The sequence below is a fragment of the Oceanicaulis sp. genome (genome assembly GCF_051859625.1).
Lineage (GTDB): Bacteria > Pseudomonadota > Alphaproteobacteria > Caulobacterales > Maricaulaceae > Oceanicaulis.
The window spans coordinates 1,497,729-1,512,907 of record NZ_JBHYFH010000001.1; the positions used below are offsets into that span (position 1 = coordinate 1,497,729).

The 15,179-nt window shown below is 57.5% G+C and carries 15 protein-coding genes and 1 tRNA gene; 6 read left to right on the top strand and 10 right to left on the bottom strand.

The features are described from left to right. The first annotated feature begins 20 nt into the window (after window positions 1–20). Entirely contained in the window at window positions 21–890 is an 870-nt protein-coding gene (locus ACTIGF_RS07285; protein WP_439636224.1) for a LysR family transcriptional regulator, read from the top strand. A 26-nt stretch (window positions 891–916) separates the two neighbouring features. Here ACTIGF_RS07285 and ACTIGF_RS07290 read toward each other — a convergent pair whose 3' ends face one another. Then, window positions 917–1,600, bottom strand: coding sequence for a tellurite resistance TerB family protein (locus tag ACTIGF_RS07290; RefSeq protein ID WP_439636225.1), 684 nt, complete (start codon window positions 1,598–1,600; stop codon window positions 917–919). Between the two features lie 194 nt (window positions 1,601–1,794). Here ACTIGF_RS07290 and ACTIGF_RS07295 point away from each other — a divergent pair. Continuing rightward, window positions 1,795–1,884: transfer RNA gene (locus tag ACTIGF_RS07295), tRNA-Ser, on the top strand. A 324-nt stretch (window positions 1,885–2,208) separates the two neighbouring features. On the opposite strand, the gene ACTIGF_RS07300 is transcribed toward ACTIGF_RS07295, so the two are convergent. Next, window positions 2,209–2,538, bottom strand: a complete 330-nt coding sequence (locus tag ACTIGF_RS07300) for a hypothetical protein (RefSeq protein ID WP_439636226.1) — start codon at window positions 2,536–2,538, stop codon at window positions 2,209–2,211. A 167-nt stretch (window positions 2,539–2,705) separates the two neighbouring features. On the opposite strand from ACTIGF_RS07300, the gene ACTIGF_RS07305 reads away from it, so the two are divergent. Beyond that, the gene (locus ACTIGF_RS07305) at window positions 2,706–3,587 is read left to right on the top strand and encodes a hypothetical protein (RefSeq protein ID WP_439636227.1); all 882 of its coding nucleotides are present in this window, start codon (window positions 2,706–2,708) and stop codon (window positions 3,585–3,587) included. On the opposite strand, the gene ACTIGF_RS07310 is transcribed toward ACTIGF_RS07305, so the two are convergent. Next, window positions 3,555–5,249 carry a DNA cytosine methyltransferase gene (locus ACTIGF_RS07310; RefSeq protein ID WP_439636228.1) on the bottom strand — a complete coding sequence of 565 codons (1,695 nt, stop codon included), beginning with the start codon at window positions 5,247–5,249 and terminating at the stop codon, window positions 3,555–3,557. The genes ACTIGF_RS07305 and ACTIGF_RS07310 overlap by 33 nt on opposite strands. 228 nt (window positions 5,250–5,477) lie before the next feature. Here ACTIGF_RS07310 and ACTIGF_RS07315 point away from each other — a divergent pair, with 228 nt between their 5' ends. Continuing rightward, window positions 5,478–6,053 carry a recombinase family protein gene (locus ACTIGF_RS07315; RefSeq protein ID WP_439636229.1) on the top strand — a complete coding sequence of 192 codons (576 nt, stop codon included), beginning with the start codon at window positions 5,478–5,480 and terminating at the stop codon, window positions 6,051–6,053. Here ACTIGF_RS07315 and ACTIGF_RS07320 read toward each other — a convergent pair. The 6 genes from ACTIGF_RS07320 to ACTIGF_RS07345 all read right to left on the bottom strand — a co-directional run bounded on the left by ACTIGF_RS07320 (window position 6,043) and on the right by ACTIGF_RS07345 (window position 12,702). Then, window positions 6,043–6,351 carry a hypothetical protein gene (locus ACTIGF_RS07320; RefSeq protein WP_439636230.1) on the bottom strand — a complete coding sequence of 103 codons (309 nt, stop codon included), beginning with the start codon at window positions 6,349–6,351 and terminating at the stop codon, window positions 6,043–6,045. The two genes, ACTIGF_RS07315 and ACTIGF_RS07320, sit on opposite strands and share 11 nt — an antisense overlap. Window positions 6,352–6,405: 54 nt before the next feature. After that, window positions 6,406–6,870 (bottom strand): hypothetical protein, encoded by a 465-nt coding sequence (locus ACTIGF_RS07325; RefSeq protein ID WP_439636231.1) that lies wholly within the window; start codon window positions 6,868–6,870, stop codon window positions 6,406–6,408. A 213-nt stretch (window positions 6,871–7,083) separates the two neighbouring features. After that, entirely contained in the window at window positions 7,084–8,439 is a 1,356-nt protein-coding gene (locus ACTIGF_RS07330) for a hypothetical protein (RefSeq protein WP_439636232.1), read from the bottom strand. A 79-nt stretch (window positions 8,440–8,518) separates the two neighbouring features. Next, entirely contained in the window at window positions 8,519–10,282 is a 1,764-nt protein-coding gene (locus ACTIGF_RS07335; RefSeq protein ID WP_439636233.1) for a tyrosine-type recombinase/integrase, read from the bottom strand. A gap of 415 nt (window positions 10,283–10,697) precedes the next feature. Further along, the gene (locus ACTIGF_RS07340) at window positions 10,698–11,417 is read right to left on the bottom strand and encodes a DUF4386 domain-containing protein (protein ID WP_439636234.1); all 720 of its coding nucleotides are present in this window, start codon (window positions 11,415–11,417) and stop codon (window positions 10,698–10,700) included. A 100-nt stretch (window positions 11,418–11,517) separates the two neighbouring features. Beyond that, window positions 11,518–12,702 (bottom strand): helix-turn-helix domain-containing protein, encoded by a 1,185-nt coding sequence (locus tag ACTIGF_RS07345; protein WP_439636235.1) that lies wholly within the window; start codon window positions 12,700–12,702, stop codon window positions 11,518–11,520. 99 nt (window positions 12,703–12,801) lie between these two features. Here ACTIGF_RS07345 and ACTIGF_RS07350 point away from each other — a divergent pair, with 99 nt between their 5' ends. Together ACTIGF_RS07350 and ACTIGF_RS07355 are read left to right on the top strand one after the other, a co-directional pair. After that, window positions 12,802–13,050 carry a hypothetical protein gene (locus ACTIGF_RS07350; RefSeq protein WP_439636236.1) on the top strand — a complete coding sequence of 83 codons (249 nt, stop codon included), beginning with the start codon at window positions 12,802–12,804 and terminating at the stop codon, window positions 13,048–13,050. 72 nt (window positions 13,051–13,122) lie between these two features. Next, on the top strand, window positions 13,123–13,560 hold the full coding sequence (locus ACTIGF_RS07355) for an FKBP-type peptidyl-prolyl cis-trans isomerase (RefSeq protein WP_439636237.1): 438 nt from the start codon (window positions 13,123–13,125) through the stop codon (window positions 13,558–13,560). Between the two features lie 78 nt (window positions 13,561–13,638). Here the strand turns inward: ACTIGF_RS07355 and ACTIGF_RS07360 are convergent, their stop codons facing one another. Next, window positions 13,639–14,997 carry an MBL fold metallo-hydrolase RNA specificity domain-containing protein gene (locus ACTIGF_RS07360; protein ID WP_439636238.1) on the bottom strand — a complete coding sequence of 453 codons (1,359 nt, stop codon included), beginning with the start codon at window positions 14,995–14,997 and terminating at the stop codon, window positions 13,639–13,641. Window positions 14,998–15,179: the final 182 nt, after the last annotated feature.

The window sequence follows — 15,179 nt, forward strand, 5'->3', positions numbered from 1 at the left end:
GCATTTGAGAAACTCATAGCATGCACACTGACCGTCTGGACCTTGATCTGCTCCGCGCCTTTGTGGCGGTGGCGCAATCTCAAAGCTTCACCCGCGCCGGGGCGCTGTTGTTTCGCAGTCAGTCGGCGATCTCGCTGCAGATCCGCAAGCTTGAGCAGATCGTGGGTGAGCGCCTGTTCAGCCGAACGGCGCGGCGGGTCACCCTGACGCCGGCGGGTGAGCGATTGATGGGGTATGCCGAGCGCATGCTGGCCTTGAATGACGAAGCGCTGTCGGCCTTTCGTCAGGGCGAGGCGCGCGGCCATGTCCGTTTGGGAACGCCTGAAGATATCGCCACGGCGCATTTGCCCAAGGCGTTGGCGGAATTCTCCCGCGCCCATCCGGGCATTCAGCTTGAAGTGACCTGCGACCTGACGCTGAACCTGATGGATATGTTTCACGCCGGACGTCTGGATGTGGCGCTGGTCAAGCGCGAACCGAGCGCAGCGGTGGACGGCCAGCGCGTCTGGTCAGAGCCCCTGGTCTGGGTCGGCGCCAATGACAGCGTGTTCAAAGCGGACGGCGTCACGGCGCTGGTGGTGAGCCCCGAGCCTTGCGTCTATCGCAAGCGCGCAGTGGAAGCGCTGGGTCGGGCCGGCGGTCGGGCGAGAGCCGCCTATGTCTGCGGCTCTCTAGCGGGGGCGCTGGCGGCGGTGCGAGCGGGGCTCGGCGTTGCTGTGCTGCCGCGTGATTTTGCGCCGGATGACCTCGCGATCGATGAAGGCGCGCGCATGCCGCCGCTCGATGACGCCGAAGCGGTGTTGCTGACCGCGGCGGACGCTGGACTGGCCGCCCGACGCCTGGCCGATCACCTGGCGCATGCTCTGGAAGATGAGCCCGCCCGGTTCTAGGGACGGGCGATCTTCCTGTTGGACGTTCAGGCGGGCTGAGCGTCCGCAGCCTTGTGGATTTCGTTGACCAGATCGGGGTCGAGCTCCAGCCGCGCCGCCAGCATTTGCAGATAGGCGCGCTCAGCGGGGGTGTCGACTTCGATCGCCACCAGCGACGCCGCATAAATCTCGGCGGCGTGCTCGGGCGTATCCGCAGCGGCGACGACGGCGTTGATGTCAAACGGCGCTGACAATTCGTCAAACACGAACGCCTTGTCTTCAGCGCTCAGATCCATGGTGTTGAGGCGCGCGAAGATCGCCTCTTTCTCCTCGGCGTCGACCTTGCCGTCCGCCTTGGCCGCCGCGATCATGGCGCGCACCAGCGCTTTGCCGAGCTGATCGACCGCCGCTTCATCGGACGGGGCGGGCAGAAAGGCGGAGTTCTCCGGGGCCGGCGTGAAGTCCGCATCCTGAGCCGCTGCCTGCGTGGCGGGCGCTGCGGCCTGGCCTTGCTTGTTCTGCTGGCTCTTTTGCCAGGCGTGATAGGCGAGGCCGCCAATGGCGGCGACGGCGCCGTATTTGGCTGCTTTACCCATCATCTTGCGCCCGGATTTTCCCATCAGCATGGAGGCGGCGAAGCCTGCTGCGACGCCTCCGCCGCCCGCCAGCGCGGTGCGCTGAGCGTTGGGATCGGTCTGAAGGGCGGTGATGATTTTGTTTACGTCAAACATGGCGGACCTTTGCGTCGTGTGAGGGGTCGGCGCGGCGTGTGGCCGTCCGTCCGTTTGAGATTGAAATATGCGTGGGGCAGCAATTGGGAATACCGCGCTTCGGGTGCAAGACGCCGTGACCGGTTTTTCGCGCAGATAGAGCAGCGTTAGGTCCTTGACTGGCGCGGCGTATTGGCTACTTTCCGCCGCCTTACGGTGAGGTGGCCGAGTGGTCGAAGGCGCACGCCTGGAACGCGTGTAGGCGGGTAACCGTCTCGTGGGTTCGAATCCCACCCTCACCGCCATAAATCTCTCAAGTTATAAAAATCAATAGCTTGAGGGGTTTTATCTGGCCGCTGTGTGACGCGCCGTGTCGTTGATTGTGTGACGCGAGCTTCATGGCGATGACACTCCACTGGCAACGAGACGAGTTCATCCTAGCGCTTTCGACGCTCCGGAACCTTGAACGCGGCGAATACCCGTCAATCGAAGCCGCAGCGGTAGCTCTGTCGCGAGAGCTTCGCTCTTTGTGGCCGAGGCTGGCCTCTGGTCACCCAAGTCTCAGGACCGAGTCCTCTTGTGCTTCGAAACTGCGGCGTCTTTCTGACCTTGCGGCTGGGCGCGTGCTTTCAGAGCCGCCTCACCCTATTGAACTTGAGGTGATCGCGACCTTCGGGGGCAATTCTGAGCTTCTTGAGAAGGTCGCTGCGTTGATCCGGCACATCGCGCTTGAGTGGTTCACGCTTGAGGACTTGAGACTCGTTTTTAATCAGGCAGGCGATAGTCAATTCGGTCGGCTTCCGTTCGCTCTGCACCGTGCCTTGGAGACTGATCCGAGGCGTGCGCAGAGACTTGTCTCCCGTCGTGTTTACGAGGGCTGGAATGAGACATGTGATGGCTGCGGAGAGAAGTTCGTAGACCTGATGGGAAGAGACTGGCCGGTGCTTGTCCAAACGCATTCCGAAGCTCCGATACCGGAGTTGAACGCGCGCCGAGGGCGAAATGGCAGGATCGGGCGACTCTTAGTCCTTTGTCCAACGTGTCATGAGCTGAAGCATCATCAACTCTCCGCTGGCGTGTAGGCGATTCGCCACTTACCCTCCGAGCGAACGAAGGGGGCTATGGTGTGCGGATAGAAACGGTCTACGAAGACGAGCGGCTAGTTGATGAGATAGCGTCCCTAGTACGGTTGCCCGTAGAGGCCGCTCTTCAGAGCGTCGTTACAAGCGGAAACGAGTTCATCGTCAATCCAACGCTTTGGTATGCTAAGAACCAGCTTGGTCGGCCAAAGCCCGCTGTTGTGAACTCTGCAAAGTATATATCTAGAGCCTTCCAAGAAGACCTCAAAGCGCAAGGGTGGAGTATTGAGAAGACTCTCGGAGGGCAAACGATAGACGCTTACACCGAGATATCTCCGGACTTCGATGTGACGCTATTTTCGTTGCGAGAAGATCGCTTCATCAGTGTCTTGTCCGAACTGAAAGATCGCGGCGAAGCTACCTATGGCTTGAAAGCATCTGAGATTTTTCGCGATTTCGTCACTCGTGAAGCGTTCTACATGCCTGCATTTCTCAACACGGTCAGAGAGCGCTTCGAAGTGAAGTCCGGCAGGCCACGAGTGCGCGTTGGACTTGAATTTGAAACTGGAAACATAGCGAGTTCGTTCAGAGCGATTCAGAAGCTTCAGTTCTTAAGTGTTTCTGACGAAATCGATGTAGGCGTATTCATCACAAGTTTGAACAAGCGAGACTGTTCGACTCGTATATGGCCCGTCTCCAATCGAAACGGTTCGTTCGAAGAGCTGTTCGCTCGACGCTATGATCAGCTACGCTCACACCTTGCGCTTGATATAGGCTTCGCGCCAGACGGCTTCTCGGACGAAGCGCCCTACCTTGGTGAAGATGGAAAGCTCTTTACGATTGAAGAGGTCGGTGCAACCGAAATCGAGGGCACTGTGTACATTGAAGGTCGCACGTCAGCTGGCCGCACGTTCTTTCGCCATCCATAGAGCGTTGAGTGCCTTTGCGCTGCGGTCCGCCAAGATCAAACCTACAGCGACCCGCACCCGGATGCGCGTCGCGCGTGGGTGCTCAATCATGTCGGAGAGATCGAGAAGTTTTTCAGAGAATTTCTGCTTCGGCAGGTAGAAATCTACGACCGCTGAAAACTGATCCGCAAGCCAAAGAGGCGAGCCTTCGTACCGATCAAGGACATGCGCCGCATACACGCTAGCGGGGTCGGTAATAGATGCGAGAATGTCATCAAACTCGCTTTCAAAGTTCGCCCAAGCCTGCTCTCCAAGTGTGTCTCTGCATAGACGTTGCCGGATCGACGCTAGTAGGGCTGGCGACGGGTGATAAAGTTGGGTGTCTGACTTTCCTTCACCAAGGATAAGATGGTTCGTCCACCTCGGTGCGTTGAACTTGTAGCCTCCCCAATCAACGGATAAATCGGTGAACTCCTGAACAAGTAGTTCGGCTCTGTAGCCACGGACCTCTTTGCCGGGCAACATGAGGCGGACTTTTCGGCGGAAGTTCGGTTTGCGGCGCTTGTTGGTGAACACTGGCCCGAGCGCTATCGATTTCTGTTTCACCTCTGACTGGACCAGCGGCGCCGATACGGCGCGTCCTTCTGAGCAAGCAATCTCACGTGCAATTGCATAGGCCATCATGGGCGGCACCGCGTCACCTGCCTGCCTATACCGGCTTGTGTATGATGAGCCATGAAACTGGTAGGTGATTGGAAATGACTGAAGGGTCGCACATTCACGAACAGTGGCGCGCCTGAAGCCCTCTTCTGTATCGCCGGATCGGCTCTTGTCCGCGATGATAAGCGTTTCTCGACCGAGCTGGGTGGCAACTACCGTTCGAGCTGGTTCATCGAGTTTGTCCGGCCAGGCCAGCTTGCCCATGTAAGGATGCTCAAGTTTCGCACGCTTGATGGAGCGAGCCTCATGGCTGCTCAGCGAGGCATCGTAGAAGTGGTCCGTCAGATCGTCGGCGTCGATCTGGTAGCCATAGTTCGGGTCGCGAACCATTCCGGTCGAAGCCCCGGATGGAGACGGTAGAGCATTCAACACGCTGCCAAGCGTTTTCCATGGTGGCAGGTCGCCGTCTAGGAGGTCAGCAGTCTCGCTTCGGGCCGTGTGCGTCGGCTTGGGTGCTGGAAAGCATCCTATCAGAAACCTGCGTCGCTTTTGCGGGACTCCGTAGTCGCTAGCGATCAGCTCGACTCGTTGCGGAATTTCTAGGTCACCATCTTCATCTATCCCGATCCAGCGAAGAGGAATCGAGTCCGGCAAATATTTCTGGATGGTCGGCACATTCTCCATGATCCAGTAGCGAGGCTTCTTAAGGTATACGCAGCGGAGGAAAGCTTGAACTAGTAGCAAGCCTTCAAGCACGTTCCGCGTCTTATTGGATTTGGCGCTACTGAATTGTGTGCATGGGGGACCGCCGAGAATGATGTCGGCGGTTGGCATCTCAGACATGTCGAACTGCCCGAGGTCCGCGAGTGTCGCGTTGGCTTTGTGGTTTGCCGAGAATGTTTCGACGGCTGACCGTTCGTAGTCATACGCTTCGATGACCTCAAAACCAGCCATCTCGAACCCAGTCGAAAGTCCACCGGGGCCACAAAAGAGGTCAAGCACGGTCTGGGCTGGCTTTGGCATTCTCGGTCTGGCTACTCGATTCGCTGCTTCTTTGTCCCCTCACCATAGACCACGGCCTCGGCTTCTATAAGGGGAGGCGCTGAGAGTCTCATATACGAACGTTTTTGAGACCGAATTCCGAGCAACTTACGGTGAACTTCTGACTAACTAAAATACGTCTCAAAAATAGTCTTGAAACTCAATGCCGTCTCAATATTATGGGTATGGGTTTCTGAGACGGAGTTCGTGATGAAAATTGGATACGCACGGGTAAGTACGCGGGATCAGGAAGCGCACCTTCAAACAGATGCACTGACTGAATCCGGGTGTGAGCGGATTTTCGAAGAGAAGGCCTCTGGAGCACAGCGGGAGCGTCCGGAACTTCAGAAGGCAATCGAATATCTCAGGCCCGGAGACGTGCTGGTTGTGTGGAAGCTGGACCGTCTTGCGCGTTCACTTCGTCAATTGATTGAAACGGTAGAAGGCCTTCAGGAGCGCGGGATAGGTTTTATTTCGCTAACCGAGGGGATTGATACGACATCACCGGGTGGAAAGCTTGTTTTCCACATCTTCGGAGCGCTCGCAGAGTTTGAACGCGAGATGATAAGGGAGCGCACCAAGGCAGGGTTGAAGGCTGCCAAGGTTAGGGGGCGCAAACTTGGCCGTCCAACGGCTTTGACTGAAGCTCAGGTTGAGATGGCGCGAGCTATGAGAGCGAGTGGTAAGCACTCCATGCCTCAGATCGCACAGCAGCTAGGGGTGTCGCGGGCGACGCTGTATCGCTTCTTGGGACCTTCAGGGGCAGGCGAGGCGCTCAATCAGTGAGGTTCTGAAGCGGCTCAATGTGTTGGAATCCGTTTTTGGGAATCTTGTATTCCGCCTCGATCTTCTCGTTCACGGATTTCAGTGCGTCGTGAGCGTTTGAAGCGTCAACCGGGATATGGCGGTGGATCGCGGGTACGCCATTGGCTGCAATGGTCATTACAGTCACTATGAATTGCTTCTCGTTCGTTCCGTTCACTGGCGAGACAAAGAACAGCAAGCTGAGATACTCCGACGGATTACCATACGAATCCTGTGGGCCGTCCCAGGCCACGCGATGCATTTTCAGCTTGCTGCTCATTGCTTGCTCCTCAAAGTAGATGCGCACTAGCTTATTGCGTGTAGGCGGGGCCAATCAAGATGGTTCGAAAAGCTTCGCTCGCCCCTCCGGACCGATCAACATCAGCGACATGATACGTTCCTGATCTTCGGTCATGTGCTCACACGTCATACCGGCGTCCCGGATCGCCTGAATGTGCTTGAACTCGGCAGGAGTAATGATCCGCGACAGCATTTCGAGGTAGGGCTGAGCAGATACACCTTTTTCGCGCGTGTATTGCTCGACCCACATGGGGAAGAGCATTTCCAGCGGCGTATTCGTAAGCCGGGCGATGCCCTTCAGAGCGTGGAGTGCGACGCGAGTCTTTCCAGTCTTCCACATGGCGCAGATGTTTGGCCGTGCATATCCTAGTTTAGAAGCAATCTCGGAGTTGGTCATGCCGGACAGCTCGTTGAGGTTTTCGTTCATCCACTCCGCAAGCGCATAGCTCGATCCAGTGTTCACAGAGGTCTGGGGGCGTCCGGGGCCAGTCTTATTCATGGTTTCTCCTTCATCTGTTGATCTGGACGCTTTAAATCGCGTCATGAAGGAGAGTGTATTCAGGATGAGTAGGGGGTCTCGCGGGAAACGTAAGGATTCTGCTCTTCGTAAATCGCTCTATGGCGCTCGTACAGCTCGATACAGCTTTTCAGGTAGGTGTGCCTAGCCTGACCCTCAAACGCGCGCCAGTGAGCTTCTGAGAGCGATTGGCGGCTATGCCGCCGTCCGGGTCTCGCGAAGCACCTTCTTTGCGTCGCGTTGCTCGGCTCTCATCAATTCCCATTCGACCTTGGCCTGTCGCTTCAGGCCCTGCGTGGCGCAGAGGGTATTCTGAACGCCAGACCGGATCGCGCTCACGTTCGATGCCTTGACCGCGTATCCACCCCAACGCCCCGGAGTGTAGAGCGGATCAACCTTCACGAGGCGTTCCGGTGCCCTGCGTTTCTGGTTGGCGCGTCCAAGTTTCTTGAGGCACGCTTTCACCGCTTCGATGTTTGCCTTGACCGGGGCCAGTGCGATAGCGCCGTGGAGGTGAGGGGATTCGTCTACGCCCTGTTCCAGCACGAAGTAGAATTCCACCGGATGACCGAAGGCCTTCTTGAGGCTCTTATAGAGCTGATCTTGAATGGCCGAGTGGGTCTTGCGTGATGCCCCTAGGAACCGTCCAAAGTTCACCGCGTGTAGGTTCAGGGTGAAAGTGATACCTTCGAACCCTAGGCCCTGAACCGCTCTTGCCATTGCTATAGTCCGAGATGGAAGTTCACTCCTGTCCCATGTTCCATAGGCAGGAAGATTTCCTAGTGTCCGAATAAACTGCCTGATCTGTGTAGTAGAAACGGTCTTATCGTTTACCCCTACAATCTCTCTGACATCCGTTTCATGTTTCTCTTCTTCTTCTGATTCAAATGCCTTCCTTCCTTCTATAACTAGAGCCTCCCCGCGCACCGCTTCCGATACTTCTTCAAAGCGCCTGTAGGCATTTGCGATCTTGCGGTGTTTCTCGATGCCTTCTGGTGGCGATATTTTCGCAAAATTCAGCAATTCGGTTCCGAGCGCGACGACAATGTCGTCTAGCTCAAGGCTCCGGCTTTGATTCAAATAGCGGGTAGTTCTGCGCGCTGCGTCATACGCCTCGGCTAGGTCCATCGCGATTTCTGAGATAGTCGCATTTGCGAGCGTGAAGGCGTGCGCCGAGCAATGTTCAGGCTTCGTCAGGAATTCCGGGTGATCTAATGCCGCCTGCTTATCCGGTCCGGGTTGACTGGACTTCTTAGGAATACTGAAGGCGAGTGTACGCCATGACGGACGGGAGTTTTGAAGCTTTCTCCTGAAACCGGTCGCGTTTGGATCGTGTTTCCGAGAGTGAAGGCGCAGAGGAAGCAGATAGCGGATCGCCAGCTCATCAATCGTAGTAGCTAGGAGATTCTGTTTTTGAAGGATTCCCGCAGCCGCGATCCCTTCATCTCCGTAGCTCGTTTCAAGCGCTTCGATTGCTGCTTTCAGCCGCGCATTGCAATCAAACTCAGACGACCTGCGAAGGTCAGAGATGCGGCGTTTAATGCCGCCCAAGTCCGGGACTTCTATGGGCATAGTCATTTTGGGAAGCGGTTTACGTTGAAGCGATCAGGGTTATAGAGGCGCGAATTTTCTAAGACTTCGCTATCTGGCGGCTCTCAGGGAGCAAGTGGGTAAGGTCTATTCCCTCAAACTTTAGAGCGCGCATGTGCGGTGTTAGTTCCTCGATGCCCGGTTGATGAAGATATGTCTTGTCCATTCCGGACTGCTCGTGCCCGAGGAGAAAGTTCTGGACCTGTGTCGGGACGCTATAGCGCATCATCAGGCCTTTCATGTGGTGGCGGAAAGAGTGGAAGCTCGGCGCGGGCTGGTACTCAGCGATTGCGGTGCAGAGCTTCTCGTTGAAGTTCCGCTGGCTGCGGCTGTCAGAGTACCGCTTATTGCTAGCCCGCTTCCAGTCAGGGAATAGGCGTGCCGATCCTTTCTTTCTGATCCGTTTCACATAGTCGTCAAAGCCTAGCTCGAGCAGGTCCGGATGAATTGGAACCAGCCTGTGAGCTGCAACTGTCTTCAGAGAGCTGTTAGCATCGGCAGGGTCGAGATCAATCCGAAGGTGTGGATACTCGCTGCTTTCCTTGACGCGATCCAGTGTTAGCTGAGCAATTTCAGAAGCCCGAGCGCCAGTGTAAAGCGCGATAATTGGTGCCCAATATCTATGGTCATCAAGTAGAACCAATCCGGGTTGATTTATTCTTTTTGTACTCTGGCATCCTGTGAAAACGGGAAGCCTGAACAGGGCATTGAGTTCGTCTGTAGTAAAGGGGCGACGCGGGCGAACGCCTCTCGATCTTGGTTGAGGGACTTGGATGCGTTCGGCGGGGTTTCGTTCAATTTCGCCGATGAAGACCCCATGTGCCAGCAATCGACGTAATGCCGCGAGATAACCGTCTCTAACAGTCGCCGGTGATAATTTCCGTTTGGCTTCTGTGTCAGTCTCACCTGTTCGATGGCCCTGATAAGCCGCCTGTTTTAAAAGGCTATCGACCCAAGCCCGGACATGCCTAGGCTCGATCTTCTGTACAGGCAGGTCTCCGTGGAGTTCAATAAAGCTGTCCACTGCAAGTCTGAGCTTCTTCGCCCAGTCCGTGCTGAAATCAATCGTCTTCGAATAACGATCCATTAGATCATGAAGCTTCATTGCTTCTCTGATTGGGTGCTTTTCAGGTGCGTCCCGCAGCCACTCTCGGGTGGGCGGAGGTTCTAGCCGCCCTTTCTGGTGAAAGTTTGTGATCACCTCATAGGCGTCAATTGTCGCTTCTAGGAATTTCTCACAGAAATCATCGAACTGAGGGTGGCTATCCGGGTCGGAAATGCCTTCGACGTTCATAGCCCACCGAACATCTTCCTTCACTGCACTGTAATCGCGTTTCTTGAGGGCAAGATAGGTTGGAACGTTGTCAATGCCGATGCGGTTTTCATCCCATTCTTCAAGCCACTCCCCACCGAGACCATCAGGGTCGCGGCTAGCGGCTCGCCTATACTTAGCATCAATACCGACCAGCGCTTGCCAGTGACGACTAGCGCGATACACGATGACCTCCGATGGAAGTGTGGCGGTCTGATCAATCAGCGTGGGGCGGTAGCATTCGGCCTCTTCAGCATTTGAGCGCGGGCCACTACCAGCCAGCTCAAGTTCCGCCAGTCGGACTTTGCCGTCGTACTCCCTCAAGGCTTCATTCACGCGCCTCACCGCCAACTCATAACTGCCGGTTTCGAGCGATCTCTGTATGAACTGCTTCCCTCCGAAAACGCGGGTCGTGCGCAGAGCCTCGGGAATCCGTTTCTTGAACTGGTAGACACCGTTTCGGACGATGGTATTGGGAATCTTCTTGGGCATTTCTGTGTCGCGTCATGTGTGACAAATTGTGTGACGCAAGGAGCCGCATTTCATCATATTGGTCAATTACCTATATGCATAATGACGCTGAAAATAAAATGACGGTACGTCCCACCCTCACCGCCATTCCCTTTTCAATGGCGTTGCTCGTGCCCGCTGAGGGCGGCTGATCCGCAAGGCGGAGCGGCTTGAGAGGGCGCGCATGCCTGACGCTGCAGAGGCGGGCCGCCGCAAGCTCTGCCGCAGATGGCGGACGCTGGTCTGATTGCGATCTTAGAACCTTTCGCCGATCGCGTTCCGCAATGACGCAAGCGTTCAATCGAAACGTTGTCCGATCCGGATTGATTGCGCCCGCGCTCAGTGAAGCTGAGCGCGGGCATGGTCCGGGATTGCGGCAGGGCGTCTGAGCCAGACTCTAGTCGGCGGCTGGTGACGGGGTCTTCAGTCTTTGAGTATTGACGCCAGCAAAGATGAGCCAGAACGCGAGGACCCATTCAAACAGGGCGCCGGGCAGGAAAAAGAGCATGACATGCTGTTCCAGGGACGGATACAGCATGATTGAGGCGGCCAGCGTTCCGACGATGAAATAGGTGAGCATGCCCCAGCCTGACAGCCATTGCGGGATATAGCGGGACCGGAAAAACAGGGCGAAAAAGATGACCCCGCCGAACGCCATCGGAATGAGCAGGAAATAGAGCGCGGAACTGGTGACGTCCCGCAGGAGCAGCATCAGTGAAACCCGTTCCTCGCCTGAAAAGGCCGGGGTCAGTTCCGGGTTCATCACCGCCGCGAAAGCGGCGTATTTGAAGATGATGAAGGTTGCGCCCATCGCGCCTTCGATGAGGCGGCAGAATGCGGCGATCAAAGCGCCGCCCTGGCTTACAGATCTCAGCAAGACATACATGGCGGCCGCTGAAACGATGACGAAGGTGTAGAGCAGAACCTCGGCCAGAAGTCCTGTGCGGAACAGGAAGCCGAGCGTCTCTGTCTCCGCCCCCTGATCGGCCAAGCGGCTGAAGGACGGGATCGGCCCGAAGGTGATGTAAAGCCCTGCTGCTGTGTAGAGGGCGTAGGACAAGCCGGCCAATCGGGCCATGCGGCTGGCGGATTTTTCGGCTGGGTTTATGGCGGACATGGCGTGAGCGGCCCCTTAGAACGATGAATGATCCAGGCCGGCAACGCGCACCGGCGAGACGAGACTGGCGCCGATCCAGTCGTCCGTCGTCCGGATGGGGCTATTCGGACGTCGTCACGCTCACTCTGTCGGGTTTCGCAGCGTCATTTGGAGGGGCGTTGCGTATGTGCGTGCGATATGTGCTCGGGGGTGAGCCCACATGCTTTTTGAACGCCGCGTTGAAGGTTGAGCGGGAGTTGAATCCCACCTCCAGTCCGACCTCAAGAATACTGAGGTCCGTCTCCGCCAGCAGCCGTTTGGCCTCAGCGGTCCGGTGGCTGTTCACAAAGTCAAAGAAGTTGACGCCCAGATGCTGGGAGAGCGTCTCCGAGATGTGGTTTTTGGTGACGCCCGTGATGTCGGAAACCTTGCGAAGCGACAAGTCGCTGTCGGCATAGAGCCTGTTGGTGTTGAGCGCGTCCACCAGCTTGGCGGCGGTTCGATCCATCCGCTGCTCGGACAGGATCGGGCGTCGGGCCGGCGTCATGACTTTGGGCGCCGGGTCAGACGTCAGGTCAGGCTGGCGCATGCCCAGATAGGCGAGGGCCGCGATCGCCAGGGATTCTGTAAACGCCAGAGTGATGTTGAAAGCCGGTATCGAGACGCCGCTCACCCACAGAGCTTGCTTGACGGCGAAAAACAGCCAGGCCGCGGCGAATACGAACAGGATGTTGCGAAGCCAATCCAGGGATCGCCGCTCGATATTGGCGAACTGCGCCATCATTTCCCGCCTGTGCTTCCGTTGCAGCCTCAAGGCGGCGACGAGGTAGAGCGCGGTCGAGGCGAGGAAAATGGCTAGCGACGCGGTGCAGGTGAAAATGGCGATCCTGTAGTGGTCGGGATTTCGGGTCGCCGGGTCCGCAAGCGCGAGTTTCTCCTCTGCGCTCAAACCCGCAAAAGGAAGGCTTGCGAGAATGACCAGCGCCGGACCGGCAAGCGCCATCCAGTCGAGGCCGCCGAATCCGGGTTTGTCAGAAGAGACCAGGGCGCGAGTGTAGAAGAAGACCGCTGGTCCAAGCAGCGTCTTGATCGCAAGGTCGGCGCCGACAAGATGCGGCGCGAGCCGATACAGGCCCGACACAATGAGCAGCTGACCAAGCACATGCGCCAAGAGCGCCGTCAGAAGCATGCAGAAGAACAAGACCCGGTCGACGCGCTGACCTGAATGGGTCAGCGCCATGGCGAGCGCAAAGCCGATGGACCCGGTTGCGATGGCGTAGGCGATTGTCGAAAACGTGTCGAACATTGCTCGTGTTCTCCAACGTATCTAAATTCAGGGCAACTGTTGAATGGTCGCGGTTGGGGCGTCCGCGTTTGGAAACGCTCGCAGATTCAGGCGCTTTAAATGGATTTCTTTGACGGCATGAAATTTTCCAAGAATGACGGGGCGATGCGTGAGTCTAAGCGTGCAGCCTCGGTAGATCAGGGCGCCCAGATTTCGGGTAATTTGATTGGGAATTATTGGGGCGCGAGCGCCGAATTCTCAGCGCCATTCTTTATTCAATCTCTATCGAGCCTGCCGCTGGCGGTCAGTATTGGTCTGACCGCACGATTTGACTTTGAGCGCACAGATTGCGACCAAAGCAGGCCGTAGGCGTGCATGCAGCTGCCCGTAACGCAGCTCGCTGATGCGTCTGTCCTGTTCACCCTCACAAAGGGTTCTATCATGCAGACAGCAAAAAAGGGCGACACCGTCCTGGTGAATTACGTCGTTCGCACCACTGACGGCCGGGTCGTCGGAAAGACCGATGACAACGAGCCCGCCGCGCTGACCATTGGCGGCGCCGAGATCTTCCCGGCTGTGGAAGCGGTTCTCGACGGCATGGAAGTCGGTCACGAAGAATCGGTCACCGTCGGCGTCGCCGACGCGTTCGGTCCGCGCCGCGAAGACCTGATCGTCGAGATCCCGCGCGCACAATTGTCGGGCGACAATTCGCCCGAGCCGGGCATGACCCTGACGGCGGCCCAGCCTGACGGCTCGACGGTGAATCTCACCATTACCGAAGTCGGCGCCGAGACGGTCACCGCTGACGGCAATCATCCGCTGTCGGGCGAAGACCTGCATTTCGATCTGAAACTGGTCGAGATCAAGTCCGCGGCCTGAGGCCAAGACTGCGGCGTTGGCGGTCATGATCGCCAACGCCGCCATGGCTGTGCGTTGAGACGTCAGCCTGTTTACTGGCTACAGTTCAAAGACCTGGTCTTGCCGCGGCGCTCGGGCGTCCCAGCCGAACTCACGCTTGATGCGTACGCGAAGCGCGTCAGAGGATTCAGGCTCTCCGTGCACGACGAACACCTCTTTGGGCGCGGTCTTGAAGCCGGACAGCCAGCGGATCAGTTCATCGCTATCGGCATGGGCTGAGAGCTGTGACAGGTCAGCGATCTCGGCCTCGATCGCGAGCCACTCGCCGTGGATTTTCACCTCGCGCTTGCCGTTCAGAAGGGCGCGACCGCGGGTGCCGGCGGCCTGGTAACCGGCGAAGAGAATCGTATTGCGATGATCCCCGCCCAGGGCTTTGAGGTGATGCAGCACGCGACCGCCAGTCGCCATGCCGCTCGCAGAAATCACGACCTTGGGGTAGGGGCTCGCCGTGACGGCCTTCGACTGGTCGACGCTGCGCGTATATTCGGCGATGGCGCACATTTTCCGGCAGCTGTCGCGGTCCAGGCGGTGATCGTCGATATGGGCGTGCAGCAGACCGGTCGCGTCAATCGCCATCGGGCTGTCGAGATAGATGGGAACTGATTTCAAGCGCCCTGCCTGCTTCAGTCGCCACAGATAATACAGCAGCAACTGCGCCCGCCCCACGGCGAAAGAGGGAATCAACACGTTGCCGCCACGCTTCAGGGTGCGTTCGATGATCTCGCCCAGCTGTTCGATCGGATCCCCCGGCGTGTGCAAGCGATCGCCGTAGGTGGATTCAATCACGACATAGTCTGCGCGTTCCACAGGTTCCGGGTCGACCATCATGCCGTCGCCATAGCGCCCGAGATCCCCTGAAAACACGATGCGCCGACCGCCCCATTCGATTTCGGCCGTCGCTGCGCCGAGAATGTGGCCCGCGCGGCGAAACAAGAGCTTTGCGCCGCCCGGCAGGGTCGTGACCTCTCCAAACCCGGTCGGGGTGAAGTGATCGAGCGCGTGTTCGGCCTGCTCAAGATCATACAGCGGCAAGGCGGGCGAATGTCGTGAGAAGCCCTTGCGGTTGGCGTATTCGGCGTCCTTCTCCTGAAGGTAACCGGAATCGCGCAGGATCAGTTCGGCGACGTCGCACGTCGCAGGTGTGGCGAAGACCGGCCCCTCAAAGCCGTCTGCGATCAGGCGCGGCAGATACCCGCAATGATCCAGATGAGCGTGGGTGAGTACGACCGCGTCGATACTGGACGGATCAATGGGCAGCGGCGTCCAGTTCAGCTCACGCAAATTCTTCAAGCCCTGGAACAGGCCGCAATCAATCAGGATCCGCCGCCCCTCATGGGTCAGCAAATGCTTGGAGCCGGTGACGGTTCCAGCACCGCCTAGACAGGTCAGAGTCAGCATGCATCCTCTTATAAGCGCTTTGAAATGCGACTGGTAGGTGCAGACTTTCTCAAGGGCGCTCTTGAGGGCGTCAGCTGTCGCGAGCGCGCGCCTTCGCCTCAGTTGTTCTTGTGAGGGCGTCTTGGCGTTGTGGACCGCAGATCGTCGAACCTGCGCCTGAAATTCCCTTGGGCGCTCTTGCG